Origin of the sequence: Algirhabdus cladophorae (assembly GCF_044772865.1) — a bacterium.
Classification (GTDB): Bacteria; Pseudomonadota; Alphaproteobacteria; order Rhodobacterales; family Rhodobacteraceae; genus Algirhabdus; species Algirhabdus cladophorae.
In genome coordinates this window covers 2,230,347-2,255,990 of record NZ_CP173029.1, presented here as the reverse complement: position 1 = coordinate 2,255,990, position 25,644 = coordinate 2,230,347, and the positions used below count along the sequence as shown (strand labels likewise).

Here is a 25,644-nt window from a genome sequence, read left to right as displayed (position 1 = left end):
TAAACGATGGCGCCCTTACGGATTTGGATGGGCATCCGCAAGAAATTGAACCAAGAGTGTCGTAAGATTTTCGCGGCGAGATTGATCCGGCCACAGCGCCTGATACCATAGCCCCCGCGGCTTCCAGCCGGGCAAGACATGCACCAATTCACCCCGGTCAAAGCCGCGACAGGCCAGATTTTCAGGAATTGCTGATATGCCCAGTCCGCGCACGGCAAACTCATAAAGCGAGTCTGCAGAATTGGTTGACAGGCGAGACTTTTCGCGGATCTGAAACGCTTCTCCCGTGGGGGACGTCATTTCGGTATAGTCAGGCCGGAAGTCAAATCCGATCCAATCCCAGTCCTTCAGATCCAGAGCGTGCGTCGGCGTTTTGCGACTGGCCATGTAGTCGGGGCTTGCCACCAGCAGCCGGTCAAATTTGCCAAGCTTGCGCGACTTGAGAACGTTTTCTTGGCCCCAACCAACCCTGAGGCCCAGATCGTACCCTTCAGCGATCAGATCGCGCGGACTGTCGGAAAAATCAAAGCGCAGTTCGATCTTTGGATAGGCTTTCGCAAAAGCTGCGAAATGATCTATCAGTTCGGTCTGGGTGACGAATGCCGGGGCCGTGATCCGCAGCATGCCATTCGGATCATGCGAGGCAGGATTGATGGCATCCAACCCGGTTTCAGCTGCGGCCAACATCGCTTTGGCCTGTTCATGCAGGATCACCCCTTCGGCGGTCATTGATAGCTGACGCGTGGTTCGATAGAGCAGTGTAACACCCAAATCGGCCTCCAGATCCGAGACGATCTCGCTGACGCGTGACGGGGCCAGCCCCAAATAAAGGGCCGCTGCCCGAAACGTCCCTTGTTCCACCACAGTGGAAAAGATCGCGATATTGCGCAGCTTTTCAATCATTGTTCGCCCCAGCCGAATTATTAAGTCTGGTGAGGCATACTTGTTCGCCTTGCGGATGGTCAATACCTTGCGCGCTTGAACCGTGCCCTTGCCGGGCAACAACGCGAACATATCGGGAGCAATATTATGAAATTAAGAGACGTAGTGACAGCCTCAGCGCTGGTTCTGACGACAATGGGCCCCGCACTAGCCGATGGACATCTGGACAATAAAGCCATTGCCACCAAGGCCGTAACCGGGGCGCTGGGCAACGGTAATTTGGCGGCGATCGATATGTATTTCGATCCGGGCTACATCCAACACAATCCCGACGTTCCTAACGGTACGGACGCATTGAAGGGTCTTATTGGTCAGTTGCATGCCAGCGGCCAATTTTCAGCGGATTTTGTCCGTGTCATTGCAGACGACGATATTGTGGCTTTTCACGGTCGTTATGTTGGGTTCGGGCCAACACCGATGATCGCCTTTGATGTCTTTCGGTTGGAAGACGGTATGATCGTCGAACATTGGGATAATTTGATTGAAGAAAAGCCGCTAAACCCCTCGGGTCGCAGCCAAATTGACGGCGCAACCGAGATCACAGATCTGGACAAAACTGACGCCAACAAGGCCAAGGTTGAAGAGTTTTTGACACGATCGATGATCAATCACGAAGATGTGGACATCACCCAATACATCAGCCCCCAGACCTACATCCAGCATAATCCTGATGTGGCCGATGGCCTTGCTGGCTTTGGCGCGTTCATGAAAGATATGGCGGCCAAAGGCATCACTATGGACTACTCGAAAGTGCATAAAATCATCGGCGAAGGCAATTTCGTTTTGTCTATGTCCGAAGGCACGTTTGGCGGCGCACCTCAGGCGTTTTACGACCTCTTCCGGCTAGAGGATGGTCTCATTGTCGAACATTGGGACGTAATCGCCCCGATGCCTGGCCCTGATGCCAAACACAATGAGGCTGGCAAATTTTAACACCATCCGCCGCCCCGTTTCGCGGGGCGCCAAACCCAAAGGAGACCCAAGATGGATCGCAGAATATTTATGACAACCACGTTGGCCGGCGCATTGGCGCTAACCCTTTCACAACAGGCAGGAGCACAGGAAATGGACGAAACAACACAAGCAACATTCGACACCGTCATGGCTTTCATGGGTGCCATGGGCAGCGGCGATATGGACAAAATGGGCGCTTTAATGGCCGATGATATGGTCTGGCACAACGAAGGTGACACATCGCTCCCGTGGATCCGTGGCGACATCAAAGGCAAAGAAGCAATCTTTGAGTTCTTGGGTGTGTTTGGGGCAAACTTGCAGACAACCAAGTGGGAAAACCAAGACGCTTTTGCGTCGGGTGACACGGTTGCTGTCTTTGGCCGGATGAACGGCATTACAACACACAGCGGCAAAGAAGTCGGTGAATTTACTTTTGCTTTGCGCGCCAAAGTGAAAGACGGCCAAGTTGTTTTGTGGAACTGGTTTGAAGATAGCTTTGCCATGAGCCAAGCCTACCACGCCAAGTAACGAACATTCTTCCCAGAGCCCGCCTTCGGGCCTTGGGAGTTCGCAATTCACTATGGATTTAGGCAGACAAGGAGCCTCGAAATGGGGACAGGGCTAGACAACGTAAAAGGTATTTATCTGGAAGGGATCGCTGGCGGCAACGCGCGCGAGGCCGTCGATAAATACACAGGCCACCGCTACACCCAGCATTCGACCGGGGTTGGGGATGGGGCAGAAGGGTTCCTTACCTTCTTCGAGCCGTTTGTGGAGCGCAACCCAGATCGCGAGATTGAGATTGTGCGCATCTTTGAGGATGGACCGTGGGTGTTTTGCAGCGCCTACCAGTCGCTCAACAAAGGTGCGGCACAATGGGTGACTATGGATCTATTCTACACGGACGCCAAAGGTCTGATCCTGGAACATTGGGATACGATTGCTGAATACAAACCCGAAACCCTGTCTGGCGAAGACATGGTTGGCGGTGCACGTGAGGTGAATTTGGCCGCAAACACGCAGGCCAGTAAAGATGTGGTTTTGGAATACACCAAACAAGTGCGCCAGGAAGCCGATGTCAGCAAGTTGGACCAGTTTGTCGCCGAAGATCTGATCGAACACGCAGCGACCATCGGGGCGGGGCGTTCTGGGCTGGCGGAATGGCTTGCCTCTGATGCGGCTGGTCAGTTCGAGATGTTGTTCCAACTGGTCGGGCAAGGCGATTTTGTCACGACCTATTGCAAGCGCCGTGCAGGCGACAAAGACATTGCAGCCTTTGACATTTACCGCGTTGCAGATGGCAAAATCGTGGAACATTGGATGAATGAAGAGGAAATCAGCCCACGAGATCAATGGGGCAATTCCGGCAAGTTCTAAGCCTTTTGCACCCATCTAGCATGGATTACAGCCTTGCGGGGCTGTAATCCACATCGCCAAAACCGGATATCAAACTTGACAACAAAGCCGTAGATTCCTTAGCCTCGACATACTTAACATGTTAAGGGATTGCTGTGCCCCATTTCCAAATCGACTATTCTGCGAATCTTGAGGATGCGGTGGATATCTCCGCTCTGTGCGAAGCTGTACGCGCCCAAGCCGTTGAAATTGAAGCATTTCCGCTGGCAGGCGTGCGGGTTCGCGCAACCCGTGTGGATCACTATGCAATGGCGGATGGTCAGCCCAAGCATGGGTTCATTGACCTGTCGATCCGCTTACGAGAAGGCCGCACAAGTGATGTCAAAATCGCAGCCCTTCAGCAAGTCTTTGGCGCACTAAAAACGTTTATGGCCCCTGTCCTGGCAACACATTCAGTGGCACTCTCGGCAGAAATGCGCGACATCAGCCCCGAATTTTCGCTGAAATTCGGGACGGTGCGGGCATACTTAGGGGATGGGTGATGACAGATTTTAACGACAATTGCACCAAGCTGAACGGCTATCTGGAACGGTTCCGAGACACAGGTATTTTGAACCGTATTGGCGGTCAGGATCGCGCGGGGGGCAACGGGTGGTTTGAGACTCTATCACCTGTGGACGCCAGCGTGATCTGCAATGTGGCCCATGGCGTCGCTGCGGATATCGATACGGCTGCAACTGCTGCCAGCGATGCCTTTGCCGCATGGCGGGATATGCCTGCGACGGAACGTAAGAAAATTCTGATCCGCATCGCCGAAGGTATCGAGGCCCGGGCCGAGGAAATCGCCCTGCTGGAGTGCTGGGACACCGGCCAAGCGTTCCGGTTTATGTCCAAAGCAGCCCTCCGCGGGGCCGAAAACTTTCGCTATTTTGCGGATCAAGTTGTGCAGGCCCGCGATGGTCAGCACATGAAATCCCCCAGCTTGATGAACATCACCAGCCGTGTGCCCATTGGGCCTGTAGGGGTGATCACGCCTTGGAACACGCCCTTTATGCTGTCCACTTGGAAAATTGCCCCGGCTTTGGCAGCCGGCTGCACGGTGGTTCACAAGCCGGCCGAGGCTTCGCCGCTCACGGCGCGTGTATTGGTCGAAATCGCCGAGGCGGCTGGCCTGCCACCGGGGGTTTTGAACACTGTTAATGGCTTTGGCGACGACGCTGGTAAAGCCCTGTGCGAGCACCCAAAAATCAAGGCAATTGCCTTTGTGGGCGAAAGCAAGACCGGCAGCATGATCACCAAACAAGGCGCCGATACCCTAAAACGCAACCATCTTGAGCTGGGCGGCAAAAACCCTGTTATTGTGTTTGAGGACGCGGACTTAGACCGTGCTTTGGATGCTGTGATCTTTATGATTTACTCGATCAACGGGGAACGCTGCACGTCTTCCTCGCGCCTTCTGATCCAAGACAGTATTCGCGCCGAATTTGAGGCCAAACTGACAGCACGGGTCAATGCCATCAAGGTCGGGCATCCGTTGGATCCGGCCACGGAAGTGGGCCCTTTAATCAGCAAAGAACATTTTGACAAAGTCACCAGCTATTTCGATATCGCCCTCCAAGATGGCGCTACCGTAGCCGCTGGCGGACAGGCCCCTCAGGGGCCGGGGTATTTTGTGCAGCCCACGCTATTTACCAAGGCCACCAACCAGATGCGTATTGCGCAAGAAGAGATTTTTGGACCGGTTTTGACATCCATTCCTTTCAAGAGCGAAGAAGACGCGTTGCAGATCGCCAATGACACGGCTTACGGGCTGACGGGTTATGTTTGGACCAATGATCTGACCCGCGCCATCCGGGTCAGTGACCAATTGGAGGCAGGCATGATTTGGGTCAATTCCGAGAATGTGCGCCATCTACCAACGCCGTTTGGCGGTGTGAAATCCAGCGGCATCGGGCGCGATGGCGGTGATTGGTCCTTTGAATTCTATATGGAACAAAAACACGTCGGATTTGCCACCGGACAGCACAAAATCCCCAAATTGGGAGCCCTGTGATGCCGATCCCCGAAGCGAACCTTTATCCTGATTTCAATACGATCCGCCTCAGTCATGTCTGTCTGAACGTCAAGGATCTGACCGCGTCCAAAACCTTCTATACTCAGATATTGGGGCTGCAAATAACGGATGAAACCGATCAACACGTCTATCTGCGCGCCATGGAGGAACGCGGCCATCACTGCATCATTTTGCAAAAGTCACAAAAGGCGGGGACCGTGGATGTGCTGGGGTTCAAAACCTTTGATGAGGCAGACTTGGATCGCGCAGAGGCGTATTTTTCGGCCAAAGGCCAGCCCACCTCATGGGTGCAGCGCGCCTATCAGGGGCGCACGCTGCTGACAACGGATAACATGGGCGTGCCGCTGGAGTTTTATCACAAGATGGACCGTCTAGAGCCAATCCATCAGAAATATGCGCTCTATCGTGGGGTCAAGCCGCTGCGCATTGATCACTTCAATTGCTTTTCGCCTGATGTGGATGCCTCTGTCGCGTTCTATAACGATATCGGGTTCCGCGTGACGGAATATACCGAAGATGCAGACAGTGGGAAACTTTGGGCGGCATGGATGCACCGCAAGGGTGGGGTGCATGATATGGCCTTTACCAATGGTCGGGGGCCACGCCTGCACCACGTGGCCTTTTGGGTGCCTACGCCCCTGAATATCATCGATCTTTTGGATTTGATGGCCACGACGGGGTATGTGGGCAATATCGAACGCGGCCCCGGACGGCACGGGATTTCCAACGCATTCTTTTTGTACGTTCTTGATCCAGATGGCCACCGGATCGAGATCTACTGTTCAGACTACCAGACCGTCGATCCAGACTTGGAACCAATCAAATGGGACCTTAAAGATCCGCAACGCCAAACCCTGTGGGGGGCTGCTGCCCCCAAAAGCTGGTTTGAGCATGGCAGTGAATTTGCATCAGTTGCACCGCGCGAGGCCCAGCTGGCGGCCACGCCGATCATTGCGCCTTAGGGGTAGGAAAACGCATGGAATGGGATGAATTCGCCCACTGGGGCAAACATATCGCGCAGTGGGGGGCAGATTATCACAAAACCCTGCGGGACCTTCCTGTGCGGGCGCAAACCCAACTGGGGGCCGTGGCCGCGCAATTGCCGGACAGGCCGCCAGAGGCTGGCGAGGCCATGGACGCCATTTTGGAGGATTTCGAAACTATCGTGATGCCCGGGATGACCCACTGGCAGCACCCGCGTTTCTTTGCCTATTTCCCTGCCAATGCAGCGCCCCCGTCGATGCTGGCCGAGATGCTGGTCACGACGGTCGCGGCGCAATGCATGCTGTGGCAGACTTCACCTGCGGCCACCGAAGTCGAAGGCGTAATGATCGATTGGTTGCGGCACGCGCTGAACCTGCCGAAACCCTATACCGGCGTGATCCAAGACAGTGCGTCCTCAGCAACGCTGTCAGCGGTACTGACCATGCGCGAGCGGGCGACAGGCTATACCGGCAACCGTGACGGGCTTTCAAACAAAGGCAATCTGCGCATTTACTGCTCGGATCAGGTCCATTCTTCGATTGATCGGGCGTGCTGGGTTGCGGGCATCGGTCAGGCCAATCTGGTCAAGATCAAAACATCAGGCCCGCGCATGGCCATGGATGTAGACGCGCTAAAGGCCGCAATCGCCTCAGATCGTGCGGCGGGCCATACCCCCGCAGGTTTGATCGCGATCACTGGCGGGACGGGCGTTGGGGCCTGCGATACTTTGGGCCCACTTTTGAAGGTTGCGCAAGCCGAGGATCTCTACACGCATCTGGATGCCGCATGGGCCGGTGCGGCCATGATCTGTCCCGAATTGCGCGCCGATTTCTGGGCCGGCGTTGAGGGCTACGACAGTATCGTCTTTAACCCGCACAAATGGTTAGGCGCGCAATTTGATTGTTCCGTACAATTCCTTAAGGACGCGCAACCGCAACTGAATACACTGAAAATCGAACCCGAATACCTCAAGACAACGGGCGAAGCTGTGGTCAATTATTCCGAATGGACCATACCTTTGGGGCGGCGGTTTCGAGCCCTGAAAATCTGGTTTTTGATCCGTTCTTATGGCCTAGAAGGCCTGCGTGACCGCATGCGCAACCATATCCTTTGGGCCGCAGAATTATGCGAAGCCTTACGCGCGTTAAATGGTTTTGAAATTGTGACTGAGCCTCTTTTTAGCCTGTTTACCTTCCGCTGTCCGGGCGGGGATGACGCGCAACAACAGCTGGTCGATGCTTTGAACGATGATGGCCGGATCTACGTCACGCAGGGCCTGTTCGAGGGGCGCCGCGTCATCAGGTTTCAGGTCGGGCAATTTGATACAACACGACAGGATGTGATCAGTGCGCATGATGTCATAACAGATGTTTGGGGCAAAATTTCATGAAATACGCAAGCTTTCTAGCCGAGGGCCAAGAACTTTACGGGGTGGCCACCGAGGATGGCATGATCGCCCTGACCGCGGATTTTCCACAATGGCCCACGCTTTTTAATGTGGTGGCCGCGGGTGGTTTGGATGATCTGGCCGTAGCTGCCAAAGATCGCCCGGTCAGCCATCGAGAATTTGAATACGCGATGGTTTTGCCCAAGGCACGCCGAATTTTATGCGTCGGCGTGAATTTTCCAGACAGGAATGCCGAATACAAAGACGGCACTGAATTGCCCAAATATATGTCGCTGTTCCCGCGCTTTTCCAGTGGGTTCACGGGGCATAATCAGCCGTTGATACGCCCACCGGAAAGTGCAGCATTGGACTATGAGGGCGAAGTGGCGATTGTGATCGGCAAGCGCGGGCGACGCATTTCGCAGGCGGATGCGTATGATCACATCTCTGCCTTAACCATCTGTAACGAAGGCACAATTCGTGATTGGGTGCGCCACGCAAAGTTCAACGTGACCCAAGGCAAAAACTGGGACAAATCGGCGGCTTTGGGGCCTTGGCTGGTGCCGTTTACAGATCCTGCGCAGTTGGATGATGCGCGGCTGATCACCCGCGTGAACGGCGAGGTGCGTCAGAATGATGTCTTGGCTCGTATGATCCACCCGATCCGGCGGCAGATCGAATATATCTCGACCTTTATGACGCTGGAACCTGGCGATATTATCGTCACTGGCACACCAACAGGTGCGGGGGCCCGCTTTGATCCGCCACGTTTCTTGGTTCCCGGTGATGTTGTCGAGGTTGAGGTCACAGGTATCGGCACTCTGCGCAACACGGTTCAGGACGAGGTCCAATGACACCGCAAGATCACGCCGCCGCTGCCGCAGATCTTTTGCGTGCGGAACAAACCGGCACCCAGATTGGCCTGCTTTCGCAAAGGTTCCCGCAGATTGGCATGGACGACGCCTATGCGATCCAAACCGCGCTAGCCGAGGCCAAGCAAGAGGCAGGTCGCACCGTGATAGGATGGAAAATTGGCCTGACATCCAAGGCGATGCAATACGCGCTCAACATCGATGTGCCGGACAGTGGCATATTGTTTGACGATATGCACTTTGCCCACGGGGCCCAGATCCCCAAGGGGCGGTTCATTCAGCCACGTGTCGAGGCCGAGATTGCCTTTGTGATGAAGGCGCCCTTGTCCGGCGCAAATGTCACCCGCGACGATGTTTTGGCAGCCACGGATTACGTGGCCCCTTCGTTGGAGATCCTCGACACCCGTATTCGCCGCGTGGATGCAGACACCGGCAAAACCCGCACAGTGTTTGACACTATCAGCGATAACGCCGCCAACGCTGGGGTGGTTTTGGGGGATAAACGTCACCCGGTGGACGCCTTTGATCTAAGGTGGGTGGGGGCCATAACGGCGCGCAATGGCGAGGTCGAAGAAACCGGTCTGGGAGCGGGCGTTTTGAACGATCCGGTAGAAAGCGTCGTTTGGCTGGCCCGCCGTATGGATCACTATGGCCAACAGATTCAAGCAGGCCAAATCATTCTGTCAGGCAGTTTTATCAGGCCCGTTGAATGTCCGTCAGGGACGGATATTCACGCAGACTTTGGTCGCTTTGGTGAGGTCAAAATCGGCTTTGAGTGACCCGCAAAGCCGAAGTGCTATAGACGTTTTATGCGCAGTTTTGTCTTGAGGTCGGTCCGGCAAAACGCGTGCAGAAAACAGGTCTGTTCCGAGATATCCAGCATTTCTTTCGCCACCTCATCGCTTTCACTGGTTTCCAGATAAACATGGGTCTCTATCGGATCGGCTTCACCCGCTTTGCCCGTGCCGCCAGATGCGCCACCGAGGCTGAAATGCGTATCCTGCACGATGCGATATTCCGGCAGATCAAGTTTCAACATCGATACAAACCGCCCGAACTGAGTCATAAAGCAAAAACCGATACCTGCTGAAATCAACGTATTGGCGTCCGGTGCGCGCCCATCCTCTGAACTGAGGAACCGAAACGAGGTGCCATAAGGCGAATATTGCATCTGCTGGATCTCTTTGATCCCGTCCTCGCGCAAAATAGCCACAGCGCCAATGTTGAGGCGGCGGTCTTGTTCATCCGCCAGACTGCCTGCGGCGGCCACGGTGCCAAGCACCACGTCCTTTTTCGGCGTGGGTCCGATAGGTTCCATCAAGGTCTGGTCGCTGGCCCCGGCGCCGGATTTTGCAAAGTGATCGCCCGGATCTGGAAACAGAGGACCATCCAATTCAGCCACTTTGGCTGTGGCCAATTCGTGACCATTTTTACCCAGCTTGAAAAGGCTTTCCAACTGGCCGCGCATCAACCCGTTCAAGGGGGAGGCGTAGGTCGCATTGACCAAAAATTCGTTCAGCGCCGCATCGTCCAGATCGCAGTCAATTTCGACCTGAAGATCGATGTTTTCAGCGCCACCCACCATGGTGCGTTTCGGCATCGAGCCTTTCATGGTATAGTAATTATCTTGGATCAGCTTGAGTTTGCGGATCTCAACGCCTTGAATTTTCGCAAGGGCCAGAATCTCATTCATAAAGCTTGCGGCCATCCCAGTGGACAAAAAGGCCAAGGGGCAGGGTGCTGCATCGTGGCCGTTTAGATAGGGTCCTTCATCAGATACCAATCTCCATGTCTCACCGGTTTTGGCCGACCTGACCAAAGCCTCTTTTTGAAACCCACTTAGCGAACGCACCCATGTGCGTAGGGCGTCGCCCTTGCGATTTTCCGGTGCATCGATAGAGACCTCTTCAGGGTTTGTAACCTTAAAGAACGGGTCTAACCCACTGGCCCCAATTAGATCTTCACCAAGCTTTGCCATTGGGTTTCTCCCTCATCCCATCGTTTGCAAGGCATGTGATCCTTGCAGTATTGCATTGATTTTCGCGCCGAAGGCTTACGCAGTGACGCTTAGCTGTCTTGTTCTCTCAACTCACGGGCAGCCAAAATATAGTAGTTGCGCGTCGGCGCGTTGACCGTTCTATCCGCCATAATATGCAGCGCTTGGATTTTGATTGCGCGTCCGGTTGATGCGTTGCTGTCTGCTGCAATCAGGCGGTCGGCCAGTTCCAAAGCCCACTGTGTATCATCCTCAGCCAAGGCTTGCTTTGCTGCATCCGCTACTGCAGCAGCCCCTCCGGTCAGCGCGATAAACTTTGTGGCCTCACGGGCTGCGGGCAATTTTCCAAGGCTGGTCGGATTGCCATCAAACCACCCCAAGGTTCCGGCAAAGTAGGCCTGACTGGCATAGCCCACATGGCCATAAAATTCCTGCAAATAGGGTTTGTCGCGCAATCCTTCTGGCAATTTAAGATCTGCAGCGATTGTGATCGGATCCAAACCCGCGTTCATGCCTTCAACCGTGTGCGAGACAACGAACCGGATTGCATCGCGGTAGTCGGTGAGGGCCGCTTTAATTGCCTCTTGCCCCAGAACGGGCTGGGTGTGACCCGGCGCCAAGACCGCTGGTTCATAGGCCATCAATTGATCCATCGCATCGGCCCAAGCATCAAAATCGCGATACGGGGTACCGCGAATTGCATAGAGGTTCGGAAAGGCGTGATAAAAGTTGTCGCCGCTGAAAAGCACGCGCTCACCCGCCCACCATACGACCAAATGATCTGGCGTTTCGCCCGGTGCCTTGGCCAGTTCCAGATCAAACCCCTCGCGGGTCATCTGGGTTGTTTGGGAAATGCGCAGGGTCGGTTCGATATATCCGGCCCCCATGCCTTTCATTGGCCGATCCCCGGGACCAACGCCAACGCTGATCCGTTCGTCTGGGGCCAAACTGATCCCAAAATGGCGTTTTGTGCGCGTCATAAGGGCTGCATTCGGGGCAGGGCGCGTGGTGTCGACGTCTACCAGATCGGACATAAAGTTATCGGCGGCGATCACTTCAACATCGCGCCCTTCGGCAAAGACCGTGGCGCCGGAAATATGATCCCTGTGGGAATGGGTGTAAATGATCGTGGTGATCGGCAGATCACTGATTTTGCGAAAATCCGCGAAGATGTTTTCGGCGGCCTGCGTCGTTTCCGTGGTGTCGATGAGGACAATGCCTGCCTCGCCCACCAGAAAATGCACATTCGAAGCGGCATAGCCTACGGCGCTATATACCGGCCCTGCGATATGGTGGATCTTTTTGGTGAACTGCGCGTTCTGCGCGACAAGGTCTGGATGTGCTGGCATCGGTTTGCTCTAGGTTGTTGGAAATGTGAAGTCTGCGGCGGAATAGGCGACAAGGTCTGACACCGTCAAACTGCTGTCGCGTTTTTCAAAGGTTTCGATGTATTCGACCATAGTGTGTGAATGTTCGCTCATCATACGCTCGGCGCGGACTGGGTTGCCGCTTTTGACGGCATCAAAGATGACCTGATGCTGGGCGTTGCCCAAGCGCAAGCGAAACAGCCCGCGTTCCAGGTTCTCTGGTGATTCCAGAACGCCACGGTCAAACACCATGGATCCGGCTGCAAGCATGGGTAAGTGGCTGATTTGTTTGCAGGTAAAGCCGATATAGGCGTTCCCGCAGGCATCCAGAATGGATGTGTGGAACACCTCATTCGCGGCTTGCATCTGTCGAATGGTGGGTTCGTCCAATCGGCCAAGACCAATCAAGTCATCTATCGTTTGAATAGCCTTAGCCATGTCTGGCAAATGGTCGTCTTTGTGCGGCGACAATGCCATCAAACGCGCAGCGAGGCTTTCAAGATGGCCACGCACTTGAACGGCTTGCAAAATGTCTGCGATTGTTGGGCTTTGGATGTGATAGCCACGTCCTTCACCGCGCCGGATGATGCCTTCGCGCTCCAAGATCCGCAAGGCCAGCCGGACTGGCGTACGTGATACTTTGTAAATGTCGCACAGTTTCGCCTCGGACAGGCGCTCGCCCTCGGGGTGCACGCCATAAATGATGTCATTGCGGATTTTCGCCGCGAGTTCTGTATCTATCGAGTCCATGACGCATTGGCGAATTTTGGGATCCCAAAGTCAAGCGCATTTTCGAAAAAATCCCCTATTTATCGAATTTCTCTTGATTTGGGATCCAGTATAATGCCTAAATCAAGTAAGACTCGGTTCGTGATGGGATCCTTATTGGAGTTTGGGATCCCAAATCAGCACAACCCGATAAGCCAACCTTGGGAGGATAAAATGAGTTTTAAACGTTTCGGCATGGCATTTGCGTTTGCATCTGCGATTGGATTTTCTGCACAAACAGCAAGCAGTGACGAACTGACAGTGGCGACATTCGTGCCGCCACAACACCACTCGAATACAGTGATGTTCAAATGGTTCGGTGAGGAAATTGAAAAGCGCTCGGGCGGATCATTGACCATGAAGTTGTTCCCTGCGGGTCAACTTGGGGCCGGACCGGTTCAACAATATAAACGTGCTGTAGAAGGTGTTGCTGACATTACCTTTGGTGTTTCGGCCTATACGCCCGCGATCTTCCCCAAAACGATGCTGGCAATTCCTCCGGGCAAAGCCACCAGTTCCGCTGAAGCAACTCAGCGTATTCTAGCAGTCTTTGATGAACACCTCGCGGATGAATATTCCGACGTGAAAGTCATTGCGCTGACCACGGCTGCAGGTATCGCCATCGCCTCGACCAAAGACATGTCGACCTTGGACGGCATGAAAGGCGCAAAGATCGTGCCCTATGCGGCCCTGACCACGCCGATCATCGAAGCCATGGGCGCGGTTCCCGTGCAAATGCCAGTGACTGAGATGTACACGGGCCTGTCGACCGGCACCATTGACGGGGCCTATGCCACCGCCAACAACATGACACCGCCTTGGAACTTCTGGGATGTCAGCACGCACTTTGTGCAAAACGTGCCCGTTCAACACGCCGTTATTTTTGTGGTGATGAACCGTGAACGCTATGAAGGCTTAAGTGATGAACACCGTGCAATCATTGATGATTTGGCAGGTGAGGCAGCTTCAATGAAGCTAGCATCCGGGTTTGACGGTGCTGATAAGAAGTCTTTCATGATGATGAAAGAGGCGTCGGGCAAAAACTTTGAAATCGTTACAGTGTCTGACGCGGAACGCGCCAAAATGGATGCGGCTGTGGCTGCTGGCCTCGAGACAATCTTTGCTGATTACAACGAGCGCGGCATCACCAACGCGAAAGAGATCTACGACGCGATCAATAAATAAAACCAAATGCAGGGGTGCTTGACGCTCCTGCATTTACTTCTTGGGGGAGGGGGCGATGTCACAAGACGAAAAAGTACCTGCGATCATTGCTGGTTTGGACAAGATCCTAACGTGGATTTCGCTGATTTGCGGCGGTGTGACCCTAACCTTTATGACAGTGTTTTCCGTCTGGAATGTGCTGATTATGCGGAAAGCGTTCAATTCTCCGATCGTCGGTGCAGAGGATCTTTTGATACTGTCGTTGGTGGTGATCGTGGCCCTTTCTGTGCCATTAGGCGCGCGAACTGGCGCCCATATCGAAATTGAAGTGCTCGAAAATTCAATGTCGGCGGCGTTTGCCAAATGGTCGATGATCGTGATGAAACTGGGTGGGTTGGTCTTGCTGGTGATCATGTCGTGGCGGCTGTGGCATGCGGGTGGCACGGCCGTCCGATTTGGCGAGACCACGCAACAATTGCTGATATCATTCCAGCCCTTTTACTACCTTCTGTCCATTTCTATGGGGATCTATGCCGTGGTGCTGGTCCTCGATATCTGGCAACTCTTGCGGTCGGATCGCGTCGTTACTCTGAAAGTCGGGGGAGACGGGCTATGATCAGCATGACCCTCTTGGGAATTTTGGGCCTTCTGGCTTTGTTTGTTTTGCTGGCTCTTCGGATGCCGGTGGCCTTGTCGATGTTGGCTGTGGGCCTTGTGGGCACCGTGGTCGCCAACGCCAATAAATTTATCGCCGTCGGCATGTCCTCTGATCAAGCCTGGGCACGTGGGATCAAAATCGCCTACTCTAACCTCGCTGGCGAGACCTTTGAGGCGGCGTCAAACTTTAACCTGCTGGTGATCCCGATGTTTGTGCTGATGGGCGCTTTGGCGGGGGTTTCGGGCATGTCCAATGACCTCTTTACAGCCGCCTACCGTTGGATGGGGCATTTGCGTGGCGGTTTGGCCTCGGCCACGATCGCTGCTTGCGCAGGCTTTGCCGCCCTTTCGGGGTCTTCGCTGGCCTCGGCAGTCACTATGGGACGCGTCGCCCTGCCAGAAATGAAGCGTTATAAATACGCAGACAGCCTTGCCACGGGATCAGTGGCAGCTGGCGGAACGCTGGGTTTTTTGATCCCACCGTCGGGCGGCATGATCATCTACGCAGTTCTAACCGAACAGTCTATCGGCAGGTTGTTTATGGCAGGCGTCTTTCCAGGCATCATCCTGACCCTTTTGTTCATCGGGGCGATTTATTTGGTGGTGGTCCGCAACCCCGAAGCAGGCCCGCGCGGCGAGCGGTCCCATTGGCCAGCACGACGCCAGTCTCTGCTACGCGCGGCCCCGATCCTTGCTGTGGTTTGTGCCACAATCGGCGGCATGTACACTGGCTTTTTCACACCGGTTGAGGCCTCATCCGTCGGGGCTTTTTTCACTTTCGTAGTAGCGGCGTGGCGCAGATCCTTGTCCCTTACCGCGATCCGCGATGTGATCATTCAAACGATGAACGCGACAGCGACGGTATTCCTGATCATCATTGGGGCCTTTGTGTTCATCCCGTTCATGTCCCTGACGGAAGTGCCGGCGCAATTGGTAACTTTGCTGACGTCTTTGCCTATTGGTGATATGGGTGTGTTGTTGATCATCATCCTTGTCTACATCTTCCTTGGGATGTTCTTGGAATCCATGGCGATGCTGGTTTTAACGATCCCCGTTGTCATCCCGATTGCAATTGGATTGGAATGGGATCTGATCTGGTTTGGGATCATCGTGGTGATCGTGCTTGAAATGGGGATGATAAGTCCGCCGGTGGGGATAAACGTGTTCATCGTCAAATCCATCGCCCCAGAAGTGCCAATGCGTCAGATTTTCCGCGGCATTTGGCCATTTTGGTTTGCCATGGCTGCCATGATCGGGCTGCTGATCCTCTTTCCACAAATAGCGCTGTTCTTACCCCAAACCCTTGTGGGCGGTTAGCCAGGGGGGCTTGGACCAAGGCGACGTAGCCCAGGCCCCCGCTGGATCAGGGGCCTTTAGCCTTCGGCGCGCTTGGCTTTTTGGTGTTCGTCTTCGATCAAGCCGATCTTCCAATAGCCCGAGATATAGGTGTCCTCGCGGGGCAATTTCTTTTCTTGGTGCAAAAAGGCGCGCAGGTTGCGTACGACAGTCGACTCGCCTGCGATGCAGGTCTGAACGCGGCCCTCTGGCCAATCCAGCGCGCGGATGAAATCCTCTTGCTGGGTAGAGGCAGCCATTGGATCGGGCTTTACCAGCCAATGCATGTCGATGCCGGCTGGTGCGGCAATCTCTTGCGCGTCCTCAGCAGCGGTCACTTCGAATACCGCCACCCCTTTGGCATCGCGCGGCATTGCCTCAAGCGCTGCTGCGGCCACGGGGATCGCGGATGGATCTGCAGCCACCAGATACCAATCGCCATCAAAGTCGGTCATTTTTGATGGGCTCGGTCCCATAAATCCGAGGAAATCACCCGGTTTCGCGTGGCTTGCCCATCTGGATGCAGGACCATTGTCCCCATGGGCTACGAAATCGATGTCCAGCTCGTGAACGTTGGCGCGGTAATGGCGCACGGTGTAGGTACGTCGCACAGGTGGTGGGCCGCTGGTTAGTCTGGCGGCAAAGGTGTCGCGATCCTCGCCGGTGTCTGGCAACATCAACTTACAGTTTCCGCCTTCACGACCCTCTGGAAATCCTTCCAGTTCGGGGCCTGCAAAGGTGACGCGGATCATATTTGGGGTAAGATACCAAGCCTTCTTTACGGTCAAAAGGCGCGGACCCGGGCGGCCGGTGGCCTTACGCACCGTTTGCCGTATTCCAGATAAAAGGCTCATTCTATCTCCAGTTCAAGCTATTCCTGATTATTATAGTCGGAAATAGGGGCGCCGTTCCAGCGAAACAAGCCCCTCGGCAAAAATTTACGAATTTTGCACTTTTTTGGCTGGGGTGTGATCGGCAACACACCTTGTCGCGCGTAAGTCCTTCAAGGTCTGTCTCAAGATGCTTTTGGTCGACACAATCTGGTCTGGCGTATCGTTACCATATGGGGGGCAAACCATTTCAATCGTTCCCCGCCATCACACACTGAACGGTGGTTTAGAGCCGACTGAGCGAACGAATTTCTGCCAATGGAGGGCGGGTTATGCCAACATTTATTGACAACATAAGAAATGATTTTTTGAACCGCGAAGACAGCCTCAAGATGTTTGAACTGTTTTCTGGAACCGGAACCGCGGGCGAAGATGGTGTGCCCGATCCGACGGATCCAGACACTGGTCTTTCTGTTACAGACAGTTTGGCTATTGGGTCGTTTGCCTCGCTGGGGCTGACCGGCCTTAGCTATGGAATGATGAAATATTCTGAAAATAATCCGGTAAGCAGCGCGTTGGGCCCGATGAAGGTTCTAGGAGAAAAGATCAAAATTGCTAACGCATTAGAGGCCGCCCAAGAGGGCAAGACAATGACCAAATTGATGGAGCTTTTGCCAAATATCGGCACGGGCGTGAAGCGGTTGAACATTGACGCGCTTTGGGAAGAAGTGAACGACGCGCTTAAGCTGCTGGATCCTCTGGTCACTCAAGCCGAGGCCGCAGGCAAGGCCGCAGATACCTCGATGGAAACGCTGCATAGTTATAGTCAAAAGGCGTTTGTTGGGTTTACCGCTGTAACCGGATTGGGTGTTGCAGCCACAGCTTTGACAGCTGCCTTTCATGACCGGGCTGTTCCTTTGGTCGACGACTATATGGCTGACAGTAAGGGCCTTCAGAAAATGGCGCTTGGCTATGCCGAAGATGCGTTTGCCGAATTCGACGTGCGGTCGAAAAATGCCCTTGAGGAACTCGACACGCGCCTTGCCGATATAGAGGATCTGACCGAGCTTCTGCCGGACAGCGACGATATTCTTGATTTGGTGGCACAAGCAGATGCGTTGTTGGCACCCATCACGTCAATCACAGCCGTTCTCGATACTTTGGTTGATCCCTACGAAGGGTTCTTGGATGTGGCCAATGTCATCGGGGCCCCCATCGAGGGCATATTTACCATCTTTGAAAACCCCCCAAAGGTTTTGCCAATAATTGTGGGTTATGAGACCATCACGCCCGGATTTTGGCTGACGGTCCCTGATCCCACATGGTCAAATCCGCTGCGTACCAAAAAGGTTTGGGTGCCACCGGTGACTGTACCGATCCCCGGGTTCAAAGAGATCTTCTCGCCCGTTGCTCGTGAGGATGTGCAAGAGATCATCGATCTGATCCTTGGCCTTGCCAATCTCCCGATGGAATTGCTGGAAACGGCTTTGGCCCCGATCCTTGGTCCGATTGAATCAGTGATCCAAAGCATCATGCAGCCCATTATCGATGCGCTTAATCCGTTTAGCGATTACATCGATGATTTTACGGACATCAATGATGTGCTGGCCAACCTTTCCGCCAATCTGGCAGCGCTGATCGAGCAAATCGAAGCCACAGTGGCCGCATTGGAAGCCATCGATCTTGACTTTGCACCCATCGATGAAATTGGGGCCCTCGCTGACGAAGGCATGGCAACGTACTTTGGAACAGATGCTGCCGAAGAACTTGTCGGGGCGGCCCCAACTGAGGATGGCGGCTTTATGAACGGTGCTTTGCTTTACGGCAACGGTGGGCATGACAGCCTAACAGGCACAGATCTAGACGATATGCTGAGTGGCGGCGCAGGGCGCGACGATATCATCGGTGGCAAAGGCAATGACCTGCTGCTGGGCGGCACGGGTCATGACAAGCTGAGTGGCGGCGCCGATCGCGATATCCTTATTGGCGGGGCAGGCAATGACAAACTGTGGGGCGATAGCGGCAAAGACCAGCTTTATGGTGGCAACGGCGACGACACCCTCAGTGGCGGGCGCGGCAACGACAAACTGATCGGCGGCCAAGGCGAAGATGCGCTTTATGGCGACGATGGTGATGACAAGCTTAGCGGCGGTCGGGACAATGATATCCTAAACGGCGGCTTGGGCGATGATGGTCTCACAGGTGGCAAGGGCGAAGATGTGTTCGTATTCTCCACAAAGGGCGGCACAGACACCGTCTACGATTTTGAAGACGGCGTTGATATGTTGCAAATCAAAGGCGCGAGTTTTGCCGATTTGACAATCGAACAAGACGGTTCTGACACTATGATCAGTGTTGAGGATCTGACGATTGTTCTAAAGACCACAGATGCCGGTGACTTAACCGTTGCAGATTTTATTTAGGCGAAACCTGTGCGCGGGCGGCAAAATCCCGGGCGCGGGCAATTTGTTGATCCGACCACGGGGTTGGATCAGCTTTGGTAAAGGTTTCAAGCCTTTGTGCTTGGGCAAGGGCGGCCTGTCGGTCGCCCGCCTCTATGGCTGCATCGATGGCCAAACGTCGAAATTGAAAATGGTTGTGGCCGATTGCACCGTTTTGCAAAATCTCCTCGGCCTCGGCCAACAGATCGGTTTGTTGTGGACATGGTCCCAAAGCCAACGCCAGCGATCCCAAAATCCAAGGCCCTATAAATTGCTGGGCACCGACCTCGCGCATATCCTTGGCAGCTTGGGTCAAACATGTGATCGCGGCCGGTCGCTCGCCAGACAAAAGCAGCGCATGACCAAGGGCCTCGGACAAAAACGGCTTGAACCGTATCGCACCGGCGGTTGTGGCTACATCCAGTCCGGTCTGGGCTTCGATTTTGGCCCCCTCTAAATCACCTGTCCAGGCATAGACCCACGCCGCCGTCAGCCGCGAGACGACTTCGGCCCGCGCATTTCCAATGGCTTTGGCAAGCCCCGCAGATTGCAAGGCGTCCTCAAGCGCGCCCTCCCAATCCAAAGCATAAATCCGAACTGTGCCGCGCATAAACAGGTTCTGCGCCTTGATCCGCATTAACCCATGTTGTTCGCAAAGATCCAGACAACTGCCAAACACGTCGCCAGCCATCGCCATGCGACCCTGCGCATAAAGGGCGTCACCGCGTCCAGACAGGGCATCTGCGATCCGTTCCGGGTCGTTCACACGTCGCGCAAGATTAAGCGCCTTGTCATGGGAGGCCAGCGAGGCTTCGAAATCGCCAGTGGGAAATAGCAACGCACCTTGCAAATAGTGCAGATGCGACAGAACGCGATCATGCGTACCTGTCTCGGCTAAGGCCCGTGCTGCATCAATGCGCGCCTGCGCTTCTTGCACGCGGTCCACGAGGCGCAGTGCAGTTATTTCACCAAGGGCCGCCTCAAGGTAAAACACTTTGCGACAGGTCAAGGTTTGCACCTTTTGATAGGCGTTGAGAGCCGCCTCTGGCTGATTGTGTTGGAACAGTGCCGCGGCTTGGGCGATCAACAACTGGGCCCGCAGATCTGGGTCGGGGCTGTGGTGCAACCCGCTGGTACACAGATGTGCGGCATCCGCGTAATGCCAAGCCGCACTGGCCTGTTGAGCTGCCTCTAGGTAGGCACTGGGGGTGTGAGGATCGTTCGCCTGAGCCAAGTGTTCGGCCCGCAATGCCAAATCGCGCGGCGCAAACCATTCAGCTGCAGCTTGGTGAAATTCGGTGCGTTCTTCGCGTAAGACTGATTTATATACGCAATCGCGGATCAGGGCGTGATGAAACGCTAACCCATTGCTGGAGAACCGTAAAATGCGCCGATCAATCAGCGGCCCCGGGTCATACTGCGGCATCCTTAAAACTGTACGGAGGGCCTCAAGATCCAGCCGTTGCCCCAATACTGCGGCGGCTCGGGCCGCGCGCCGGTGTTGTTGATCCAGCAGATCCAACCGCGCCTGAATGATTGTATGAATGGAATGGGGCAGACTGGCCTTGGCGTTTTCCTGACCGTGACGTAATAGCTGTTCCAGATAGAGCGGATGCCCCCCAGATCGCGCAATAGCATCGTGGGCATCTTGATCATCCCCCAAAACGGCACTGGCCAATGCGCGGCAGTCCTGTGTGTCGAGCGGCGTCAGTGTTTGCGCACTGACTTTTGTCGGGGCGATTTGGCTTAACCACGTGGCGTCTAGCTGATCGCCCTCTAAACGGCTTGTTGCCACGACGATAAGCGGAATACGTTGGGCCAAGGCGCAACACTCGGCCAGTAGCGTTAGCATTTCTGCATCTGCCCAATGCGCGTCCTCAAAGGCCAGTACCAAAGGGTCATGGGCACAGGCGGCTGTCATCATGGCCTCAAAGGCAAGACGGCGATTTTGCATCTGTGCTTCGGGGCTGGCGGCCTCGACGACGGTGCTATCGTTGTCCGAAATACTGCGGCTTGGATCCCAAAGCAGCCACAGCATTTGTTCGGGGGCAAGTTCGGCCCTGGGGCCTATTTGGGCCACGATCTTGGCGCGGGTCTCGCGGGTTTGGGCGGCCCCAAAGTTCTGGATATGGGCCACATGATGACCAAAGCCTGCAAGGCGTGCTTGGCTGAGCCACTGTCGCAGGACCGTTGATTTTCCAATCCCGGCTTCGCCGCGCAACACGACCAATTGGCCACAGCCAGTATCCCGAGTGCGCTGCAATGCGTCGGCAAATGAGGTGATTTGCGCCGTGCGCCCAACAAGGGTTTGTGTGTCAGCCGCGCTGTAGCTTTGCAAAGCAAAGCTTTTCATCGGTTCATCAAAGCCTTTGAGTTGGTGCACTTGTGCAGGTCCGACATCAATCTGACGCCCACAGGCCGCAGTTACATCCGAAGACAGCAGGGTTTGCCCCGCTTGCGCCTCACTGCACAGGCGCGCGGCCAGATTAACCGAGGCACCGACCACACTGATGTCTTCGCCTTGGGCCTGTCGCATGATCACACGACCATAGGCTACACCAATGCGAATTTTCAGGGCTTGATGATACTGCCGGCCAAGTTCCGCCACGCGCTGATGCAGACCGGCGGCAAATTCCACTGCGCGCAATGCCTCGTTTCCCATGGCAAAGGGCGCACCAAAAACACCCATGACTGCATCACCCAAATGGCGTTCAACCGTGCCGCCGCTGGCGCGTACTTCTTCGTCAACAAGGTTCAGGAACGCTTGGATCACTGCATAAGCGTCTTCGGGATCTGTGCCTTGGATGAGTGTGGTGAAATCAACCAAATCCACAAAGGTAATCACGACATCCCGCCGCTCGATCACTGCGTCATGGCCATGTGGCCCGGCAAAGGCCGCCAGCAATTTGCGCCGGTGGCCAAGGGACGTAATGCCAATTTCCTTGAGATCCGTATCCGTAAGCTGGATCGCCAAAGGCAAGTCGATGTCGTTTTCTTCAAACTGGCCCAAGTATTGATCCAGCCCGGCTTGCATCAATACGGCTTGGACACTCATGTTGGTTGTGGGCTCAGAATATCCTCGGCCACCAAACCTGCCTGTTTGAAACATTCTTCGTGCAGGCCAGCGCCCAATGTCCAACAACCCACAAAATACACCCGGCCCCCGGCCATGCCTTGGTAGGCTGGTAGCTCCTTTTGAATATCCAAAAGGTTTTTGGTGATCACTGTATGCCTGAAATAGGCAATGGCCTTGTCTGCGCGGTCATAATCTGCGGACAAGGTCGTGGAATAGCCCGGGCGTTCTGCAATCCTGCGCGCGCGGTCCTCTTCGGTGACATCCAAGATGTATTTCGCCGGGATTTTCTCTTGGGGGTTCAGGGACACAAAATATGTCGGCAACCCGTAGGTATTAAACGCTTTATCCAGCCGGTCATTTCGATGCCGGTTCTGGACATAGGTCATTTGGTACGGATGGGGCAGGGCCGTGTCATCGGGATCGCGGATCATCACATTGTAGGTGCGCCAACTGTCCACATTGGCTGGCAAAAGTCCTGCATATGTATGGGCGACAGACAGGCTGGCAGAATACCGGATCGAGCGCATTTTTTGCGCCATCTCGTCATCGAGCAGCGGGTCATCGCTGGGCATGAAGCTGTCCACCTGATGATCGGCATGGGCCGCCATCACCACTTTGTCGAAGGGCAGGGGGGCAGATTGGCTGGGCTGGCCGTCGAAAAAGCTGTAGACCAGAACACCGTCCTTGCCATCGCCCACAATCCTGGCGTCAAAATTGCGGACGATTTTGACGTCATGTTCGCTTTCTAGGTGCTTGGCCAAGAAATTGATCCAGTGTTGCGAGCCATATTTGAAATAACGTCGATCCGCGTCCAGATCGGTGCCAAAACCCTCTTGCAGGCGGTAATAACTCATTACACCTCGGAACGGCATTTGGGCTGCACCGTTTACTTCATCGGCAAAATACATGGCCGAAATGCGCGGCAGCAAAAACAGCCGGGTGACTTTTTCCAAGATCTCGGGCGGCACGACGTGACGCTGCGCATAATAGGCCACGTATTCTGCCGTGGTAAAATCCCAATATTCCGCACCCGCGTTTTCATCGGCGTAATCCATCGCGGCCGTTTTCATAAAACTGGCTTCTGCCTCTTTAAGGATCTTATGGTCTGGGTGATCCAAGGAAAACCGCATGTCCACGACTGCCGCACGATCCTCGACGGAGGTGTCCATCAAGAACGAGTCTTTGGTCCAAATCTCTTCACTGTCCGGCGTAAAAAAGCAGACGGTATCTTCCAAGGGGCAAAGGAAGGTCGCGTCGTCGGAGGGATCGCCAAGCGTGCCGTCGGAGGGCAGATATCCAATGTCTTGCATCGCCGCACGGGTCTTAGGGTATGAACCGAGGTTGATGTCGTTCACCCCAAGGTCCGCAAGGCGGGTGAATTCGATTCCGTTTTGGTGGTCATAGCCCAAATGGACGCGCGCGGTGTCGGCATTGCCGCCCAACGTGGCCGAGCGTTCAAAGACGGTAATGTGTCCTTTAAAATTGTCCGCATTAGACAAAGTGTAGGCCAGTGAAAGGCCAGAGATGCCGCCGCCTATAATCGCTATATTTGCCGTGACATCCATGTGTCTCACCCCCAAGTGTCCAACGAAATTGATATATCAAATTACCCCAAGGGCAGTTCAATCCAAGGCGGTCCCAAAGTCAATTATTTCATCGCTTTGATGTGGCCTCTGCGGGCCTTAGGCGCCAGCGTCGTCGTTTAAAGCAGCATCCAGCAATCGTTCGGAATTCAGAACGATGACTTCGCCATTCTCAAACCGCGCCACACCCTCGGAAGACCAGTTGCGCAACTGTCTGTTGACGTTCTCGCGGGTCAAGCCCGAATAGTTGCCAAGCCATGACTGACTGACCCTAATTCGTCCGGTTTTAGGGGGCGTGCCGTCCGCAGTGGCATCCTCGCCACCGCTTTCCATGAGCCGAAGCAAAGCATTTGCCAACCGGGCCTTTGCGGTCGTCAGAACGCGCAACTCAAGCACCTCGGTGGCATTGCGCACCTTTTGACAAAGCGCTTCGATAATAAGCTGGGCTGTGTGCCCGTCTTCGCGGACCAAACGCATCAGATCTGCCCGGGCGATCCAGAGTGCCGTGAGTGGCTCAAGGGCTTTGACATCTGCGCTGCGTTCATTGCCGTCAAGGCAGGCGATATCCCCCAAAACAGTGCCCGGTCCATAGATGCCCAGAATAGACTTGGATCCAAACACCGTGCTAATGCTCACCTCGACGCGGCCGGTGTCCAGCAAGACCAAGGCGTCGCCCAAATCGCCGCGCCGCATCAGAACATCGCCTTTTTCATGCGCCTTTGGATGGCCCAAAGACCTCAACTTTTCCAAGATTTGATGTTGTGCATCCTCAAAAACCATCAGCGATCCATTTCCAAAAGGTCTAAGCCAAATATCGCTATCCGTCTGCAGGGCGCAGCATGTGCCGAGGTGGTGATTGCGTCAACAGATATTGTTTGGCGGCATTTGTCCTTACTCGGTTTTACAAGGCCCTTGATCTAGAGTTTGTCCAAGAAATCTATCAACCGGCGGGTCAATTTTTTCTGCGGCCCAATGTCAGGCCAAACCGCATAGACCCCAAGGGTTGGCAGGGACCAACTTGGCAACACTTCGGTGAGTTGGCCAGTGGCGACTTCGGTTCCGATCTCGCTACGGGGCAGGCGCATGACCCCAAGATCGGCCAGGGCAGCGGCTTTGGCTGCGGCAACAGAATTGACTTCGAGGCGAATATTTTCTGGTTCAAACAAAACTTCGCGCCCCTGTTTCAGCAGCGCAATTGTATCAGGGACCATGGAAAGCGAGACAAAATCACAGCTTTGTAAATCTGCGATCCCTTTGATTGCAGGGCGCGTGGCCAGATAGCTGGGGGAGGCCACCAACGTCCGCTGAAAACTGCCGATCCGTTTGCTTTTGAACGGGCCATCGGACAAGGCACCCAAACGGATCGCTAGGTCATACCCTTCCTTAACCAGATCAACTGGCAAATCTGTGGTGTGGATCGACAAAGCGACCATCGGATGTGCCCGCGCAAAGGCCCAGACGGCCTGATGCACTGGGCTACGATCCCCAAAGGCAGGCAGGGTCAGGCGCAAAGCCCCCACCGGTTGATGCGCGGTGTCGCTTAAACTGTCCAGTGCCTCGCTTGCGGCCTCGACCATGCGCCGGGCAGGGCCCAACATCGCCTGACCCTCGGATGTTAGGGTCAGGGCGCGGGTTGATCTGAAAAACAGGGTCACGCCCAGTTTTGCCTCAAGCCGCGACAGGTGATGGCTGACCACCGAGGTCGATAACTTCAACCGTCGCCCAGCAGCACTGAGGCTGCCGGCATCGGCAACAGCCACGAAAATTCCCAATCCGCGATAGTCTTCAATCATCTTTCTAATTTATCGAATAATGATGCCGATGAATAGTGTCTAATCGAAAGGCCAATCGACTGGTA

22 protein-coding genes are annotated in these 25,644 nt (G+C 54.7%); 13 read left to right on the top strand and 9 right to left on the bottom strand.

Going from position 1 to position 25,644, the window contains the following annotated elements; genetic code table 11:
• Window positions 1-15 precede the first annotated feature (15 nt).
• Complete coding sequence (locus ACIRQ6_RS10775; protein WP_420860590.1) at window positions 16-1,014, bottom strand: LysR family transcriptional regulator; 999 nt, start codon at window positions 1,012-1,014, stop codon at window positions 16-18.
• Between the two features lie 15 nt (window positions 1,015-1,029).
• Between ACIRQ6_RS10775 and ACIRQ6_RS10770 the strand changes: the two genes are divergently transcribed.
• The 9 genes from ACIRQ6_RS10770 to hpaH all read left to right on the top strand — a co-directional run bounded on the left by ACIRQ6_RS10770 (window position 1,030) and on the right by hpaH (window position 9,348).
• Window positions 1,030-1,875 carry a nuclear transport factor 2 family protein gene (locus ACIRQ6_RS10770; protein ID WP_420860589.1) on the top strand — a complete coding sequence of 282 codons (846 nt, stop codon included), beginning with the start codon at window positions 1,030-1,032 and terminating at the stop codon, window positions 1,873-1,875.
• 51 nt (window positions 1,876-1,926) lie between these two features.
• Window positions 1,927-2,424, top strand: coding sequence for a nuclear transport factor 2 family protein (locus ACIRQ6_RS10765; protein WP_420860588.1), 498 nt, complete (start codon window positions 1,927-1,929; stop codon window positions 2,422-2,424).
• A gap of 81 nt (window positions 2,425-2,505) precedes the next feature.
• Complete coding sequence (locus ACIRQ6_RS10760; protein ID WP_420860587.1) at window positions 2,506-3,273, top strand: hypothetical protein; 768 nt, start codon at window positions 2,506-2,508, stop codon at window positions 3,271-3,273.
• Window positions 3,274-3,407: 134 nt separating this feature from the next.
• Complete coding sequence (locus ACIRQ6_RS10755; protein WP_420860586.1) at window positions 3,408-3,794, top strand: 5-carboxymethyl-2-hydroxymuconate isomerase; 387 nt, start codon at window positions 3,408-3,410, stop codon at window positions 3,792-3,794.
• Window positions 3,794-5,305 carry a 5-carboxymethyl-2-hydroxymuconate semialdehyde dehydrogenase gene (gene hpaE, locus ACIRQ6_RS10750; protein ID WP_420860585.1) on the top strand — a complete coding sequence of 504 codons (1,512 nt, stop codon included), beginning with the start codon at window positions 3,794-3,796 and terminating at the stop codon, window positions 5,303-5,305. The genes ACIRQ6_RS10755 and hpaE overlap by 1 nt, the downstream gene beginning before the upstream one ends.
• Window positions 5,305-6,288, top strand: a complete 984-nt coding sequence (gene hpaD / locus ACIRQ6_RS10745; RefSeq protein ID WP_420860584.1) for a 3,4-dihydroxyphenylacetate 2,3-dioxygenase — start codon at window positions 5,305-5,307, stop codon at window positions 6,286-6,288. Before hpaE ends, hpaD begins: the two co-directional genes overlap by 1 nt.
• Window positions 6,289-6,302: 14 nt before the next feature.
• Window positions 6,303-7,700 carry a pyridoxal phosphate-dependent decarboxylase family protein gene (locus ACIRQ6_RS10740; protein ID WP_420860583.1) on the top strand — a complete coding sequence of 466 codons (1,398 nt, stop codon included), beginning with the start codon at window positions 6,303-6,305 and terminating at the stop codon, window positions 7,698-7,700.
• Window positions 7,697-8,551 carry a fumarylacetoacetate hydrolase family protein gene (locus ACIRQ6_RS10735; RefSeq protein ID WP_420860582.1) on the top strand — a complete coding sequence of 285 codons (855 nt, stop codon included), beginning with the start codon at window positions 7,697-7,699 and terminating at the stop codon, window positions 8,549-8,551. Before ACIRQ6_RS10740 ends, ACIRQ6_RS10735 begins: the two co-directional genes overlap by 4 nt.
• The gene (gene hpaH / locus ACIRQ6_RS10730; RefSeq protein ID WP_420860581.1) at window positions 8,548-9,348 is read left to right on the top strand and encodes a 2-oxo-hept-4-ene-1,7-dioate hydratase; all 801 of its coding nucleotides are present in this window, start codon (window positions 8,548-8,550) and stop codon (window positions 9,346-9,348) included. Before ACIRQ6_RS10735 ends, hpaH begins: the two co-directional genes overlap by 4 nt.
• 17 nt (window positions 9,349-9,365) lie before the next feature.
• Here the strand turns inward: hpaH and ACIRQ6_RS10725 are convergent, their stop codons facing one another.
• The 3 genes from ACIRQ6_RS10725 to ACIRQ6_RS10715 all read right to left on the bottom strand — a co-directional run bounded on the left by ACIRQ6_RS10725 (window position 9,366) and on the right by ACIRQ6_RS10715 (window position 12,682).
• Entirely contained in the window at window positions 9,366-10,547 is a 1,182-nt protein-coding gene (locus tag ACIRQ6_RS10725) for an OsmC family protein (protein ID WP_420860580.1), read from the bottom strand.
• Between the two features lie 89 nt (window positions 10,548-10,636).
• The gene (locus ACIRQ6_RS10720) at window positions 10,637-11,914 is read right to left on the bottom strand and encodes an alkyl sulfatase dimerization domain-containing protein (RefSeq protein ID WP_420860579.1); all 1,278 of its coding nucleotides are present in this window, start codon (window positions 11,912-11,914) and stop codon (window positions 10,637-10,639) included.
• 9 nt (window positions 11,915-11,923) lie between these two features.
• Window positions 11,924-12,682, bottom strand: a complete 759-nt coding sequence (locus tag ACIRQ6_RS10715; protein WP_420860578.1) for a GntR family transcriptional regulator — start codon at window positions 12,680-12,682, stop codon at window positions 11,924-11,926.
• A 192-nt stretch (window positions 12,683-12,874) separates the two neighbouring features.
• Here ACIRQ6_RS10715 and ACIRQ6_RS10710 point away from each other — a divergent pair, with 192 nt between their 5' ends.
• Genes ACIRQ6_RS10710 through ACIRQ6_RS10700 form a run of 3 tightly spaced genes read left to right on the top strand, consistent with a single transcriptional unit; the run spans window position 12,875 to window position 15,838 of the window.
• On the top strand, window positions 12,875-13,885 hold the full coding sequence (locus ACIRQ6_RS10710) for a TRAP transporter substrate-binding protein (RefSeq protein WP_420860577.1): 1,011 nt from the start codon (window positions 12,875-12,877) through the stop codon (window positions 13,883-13,885).
• 55 nt (window positions 13,886-13,940) lie between these two features.
• Window positions 13,941-14,480, top strand: coding sequence for a TRAP transporter small permease (locus tag ACIRQ6_RS10705; RefSeq protein ID WP_420860576.1), 540 nt, complete (start codon window positions 13,941-13,943; stop codon window positions 14,478-14,480).
• Window positions 14,477-15,838 carry a TRAP transporter large permease gene (locus tag ACIRQ6_RS10700; protein ID WP_420860575.1) on the top strand — a complete coding sequence of 454 codons (1,362 nt, stop codon included), beginning with the start codon at window positions 14,477-14,479 and terminating at the stop codon, window positions 15,836-15,838. Before ACIRQ6_RS10705 ends, ACIRQ6_RS10700 begins: the two co-directional genes overlap by 4 nt.
• A gap of 56 nt (window positions 15,839-15,894) precedes the next feature.
• Here the strand turns inward: ACIRQ6_RS10700 and ACIRQ6_RS10695 are convergent, their stop codons facing one another.
• Window positions 15,895-16,710 carry a siderophore-interacting protein gene (locus ACIRQ6_RS10695; RefSeq protein WP_420860574.1) on the bottom strand — a complete coding sequence of 272 codons (816 nt, stop codon included), beginning with the start codon at window positions 16,708-16,710 and terminating at the stop codon, window positions 15,895-15,897.
• A gap of 308 nt (window positions 16,711-17,018) precedes the next feature.
• Between ACIRQ6_RS10695 and ACIRQ6_RS10690 the strand changes: the two genes are divergently transcribed.
• Complete coding sequence (locus tag ACIRQ6_RS10690; RefSeq protein WP_420860573.1) at window positions 17,019-19,109, top strand: calcium-binding protein; 2,091 nt, start codon at window positions 17,019-17,021, stop codon at window positions 19,107-19,109.
• Here ACIRQ6_RS10690 and ACIRQ6_RS10685 read toward each other — a convergent pair.
• From ACIRQ6_RS10685 to ACIRQ6_RS10670, 4 genes are all read right to left on the bottom strand, one after another.
• Window positions 19,102-22,182 (bottom strand): AAA family ATPase, encoded by a 3,081-nt coding sequence (locus ACIRQ6_RS10685; RefSeq protein ID WP_420860572.1) that lies wholly within the window; start codon window positions 22,180-22,182, stop codon window positions 19,102-19,104. The two genes, ACIRQ6_RS10690 and ACIRQ6_RS10685, sit on opposite strands and share 8 nt — an antisense overlap.
• Complete coding sequence (locus ACIRQ6_RS10680; RefSeq protein WP_420860571.1) at window positions 22,179-23,768, bottom strand: NAD(P)-binding protein; 1,590 nt, start codon at window positions 23,766-23,768, stop codon at window positions 22,179-22,181. Before ACIRQ6_RS10680 ends, ACIRQ6_RS10685 begins: the two co-directional genes overlap by 4 nt.
• A 117-nt stretch (window positions 23,769-23,885) precedes the next feature.
• Window positions 23,886-24,566 (bottom strand): Crp/Fnr family transcriptional regulator, encoded by a 681-nt coding sequence (locus tag ACIRQ6_RS10675; RefSeq protein ID WP_420860570.1) that lies wholly within the window; start codon window positions 24,564-24,566, stop codon window positions 23,886-23,888.
• 137 nt (window positions 24,567-24,703) lie between these two features.
• Window positions 24,704-25,579, bottom strand: a complete 876-nt coding sequence (locus ACIRQ6_RS10670; protein ID WP_420860569.1) for a LysR family transcriptional regulator — start codon at window positions 25,577-25,579, stop codon at window positions 24,704-24,706.
• Window positions 25,580-25,644 lie beyond the last annotated feature (65 nt).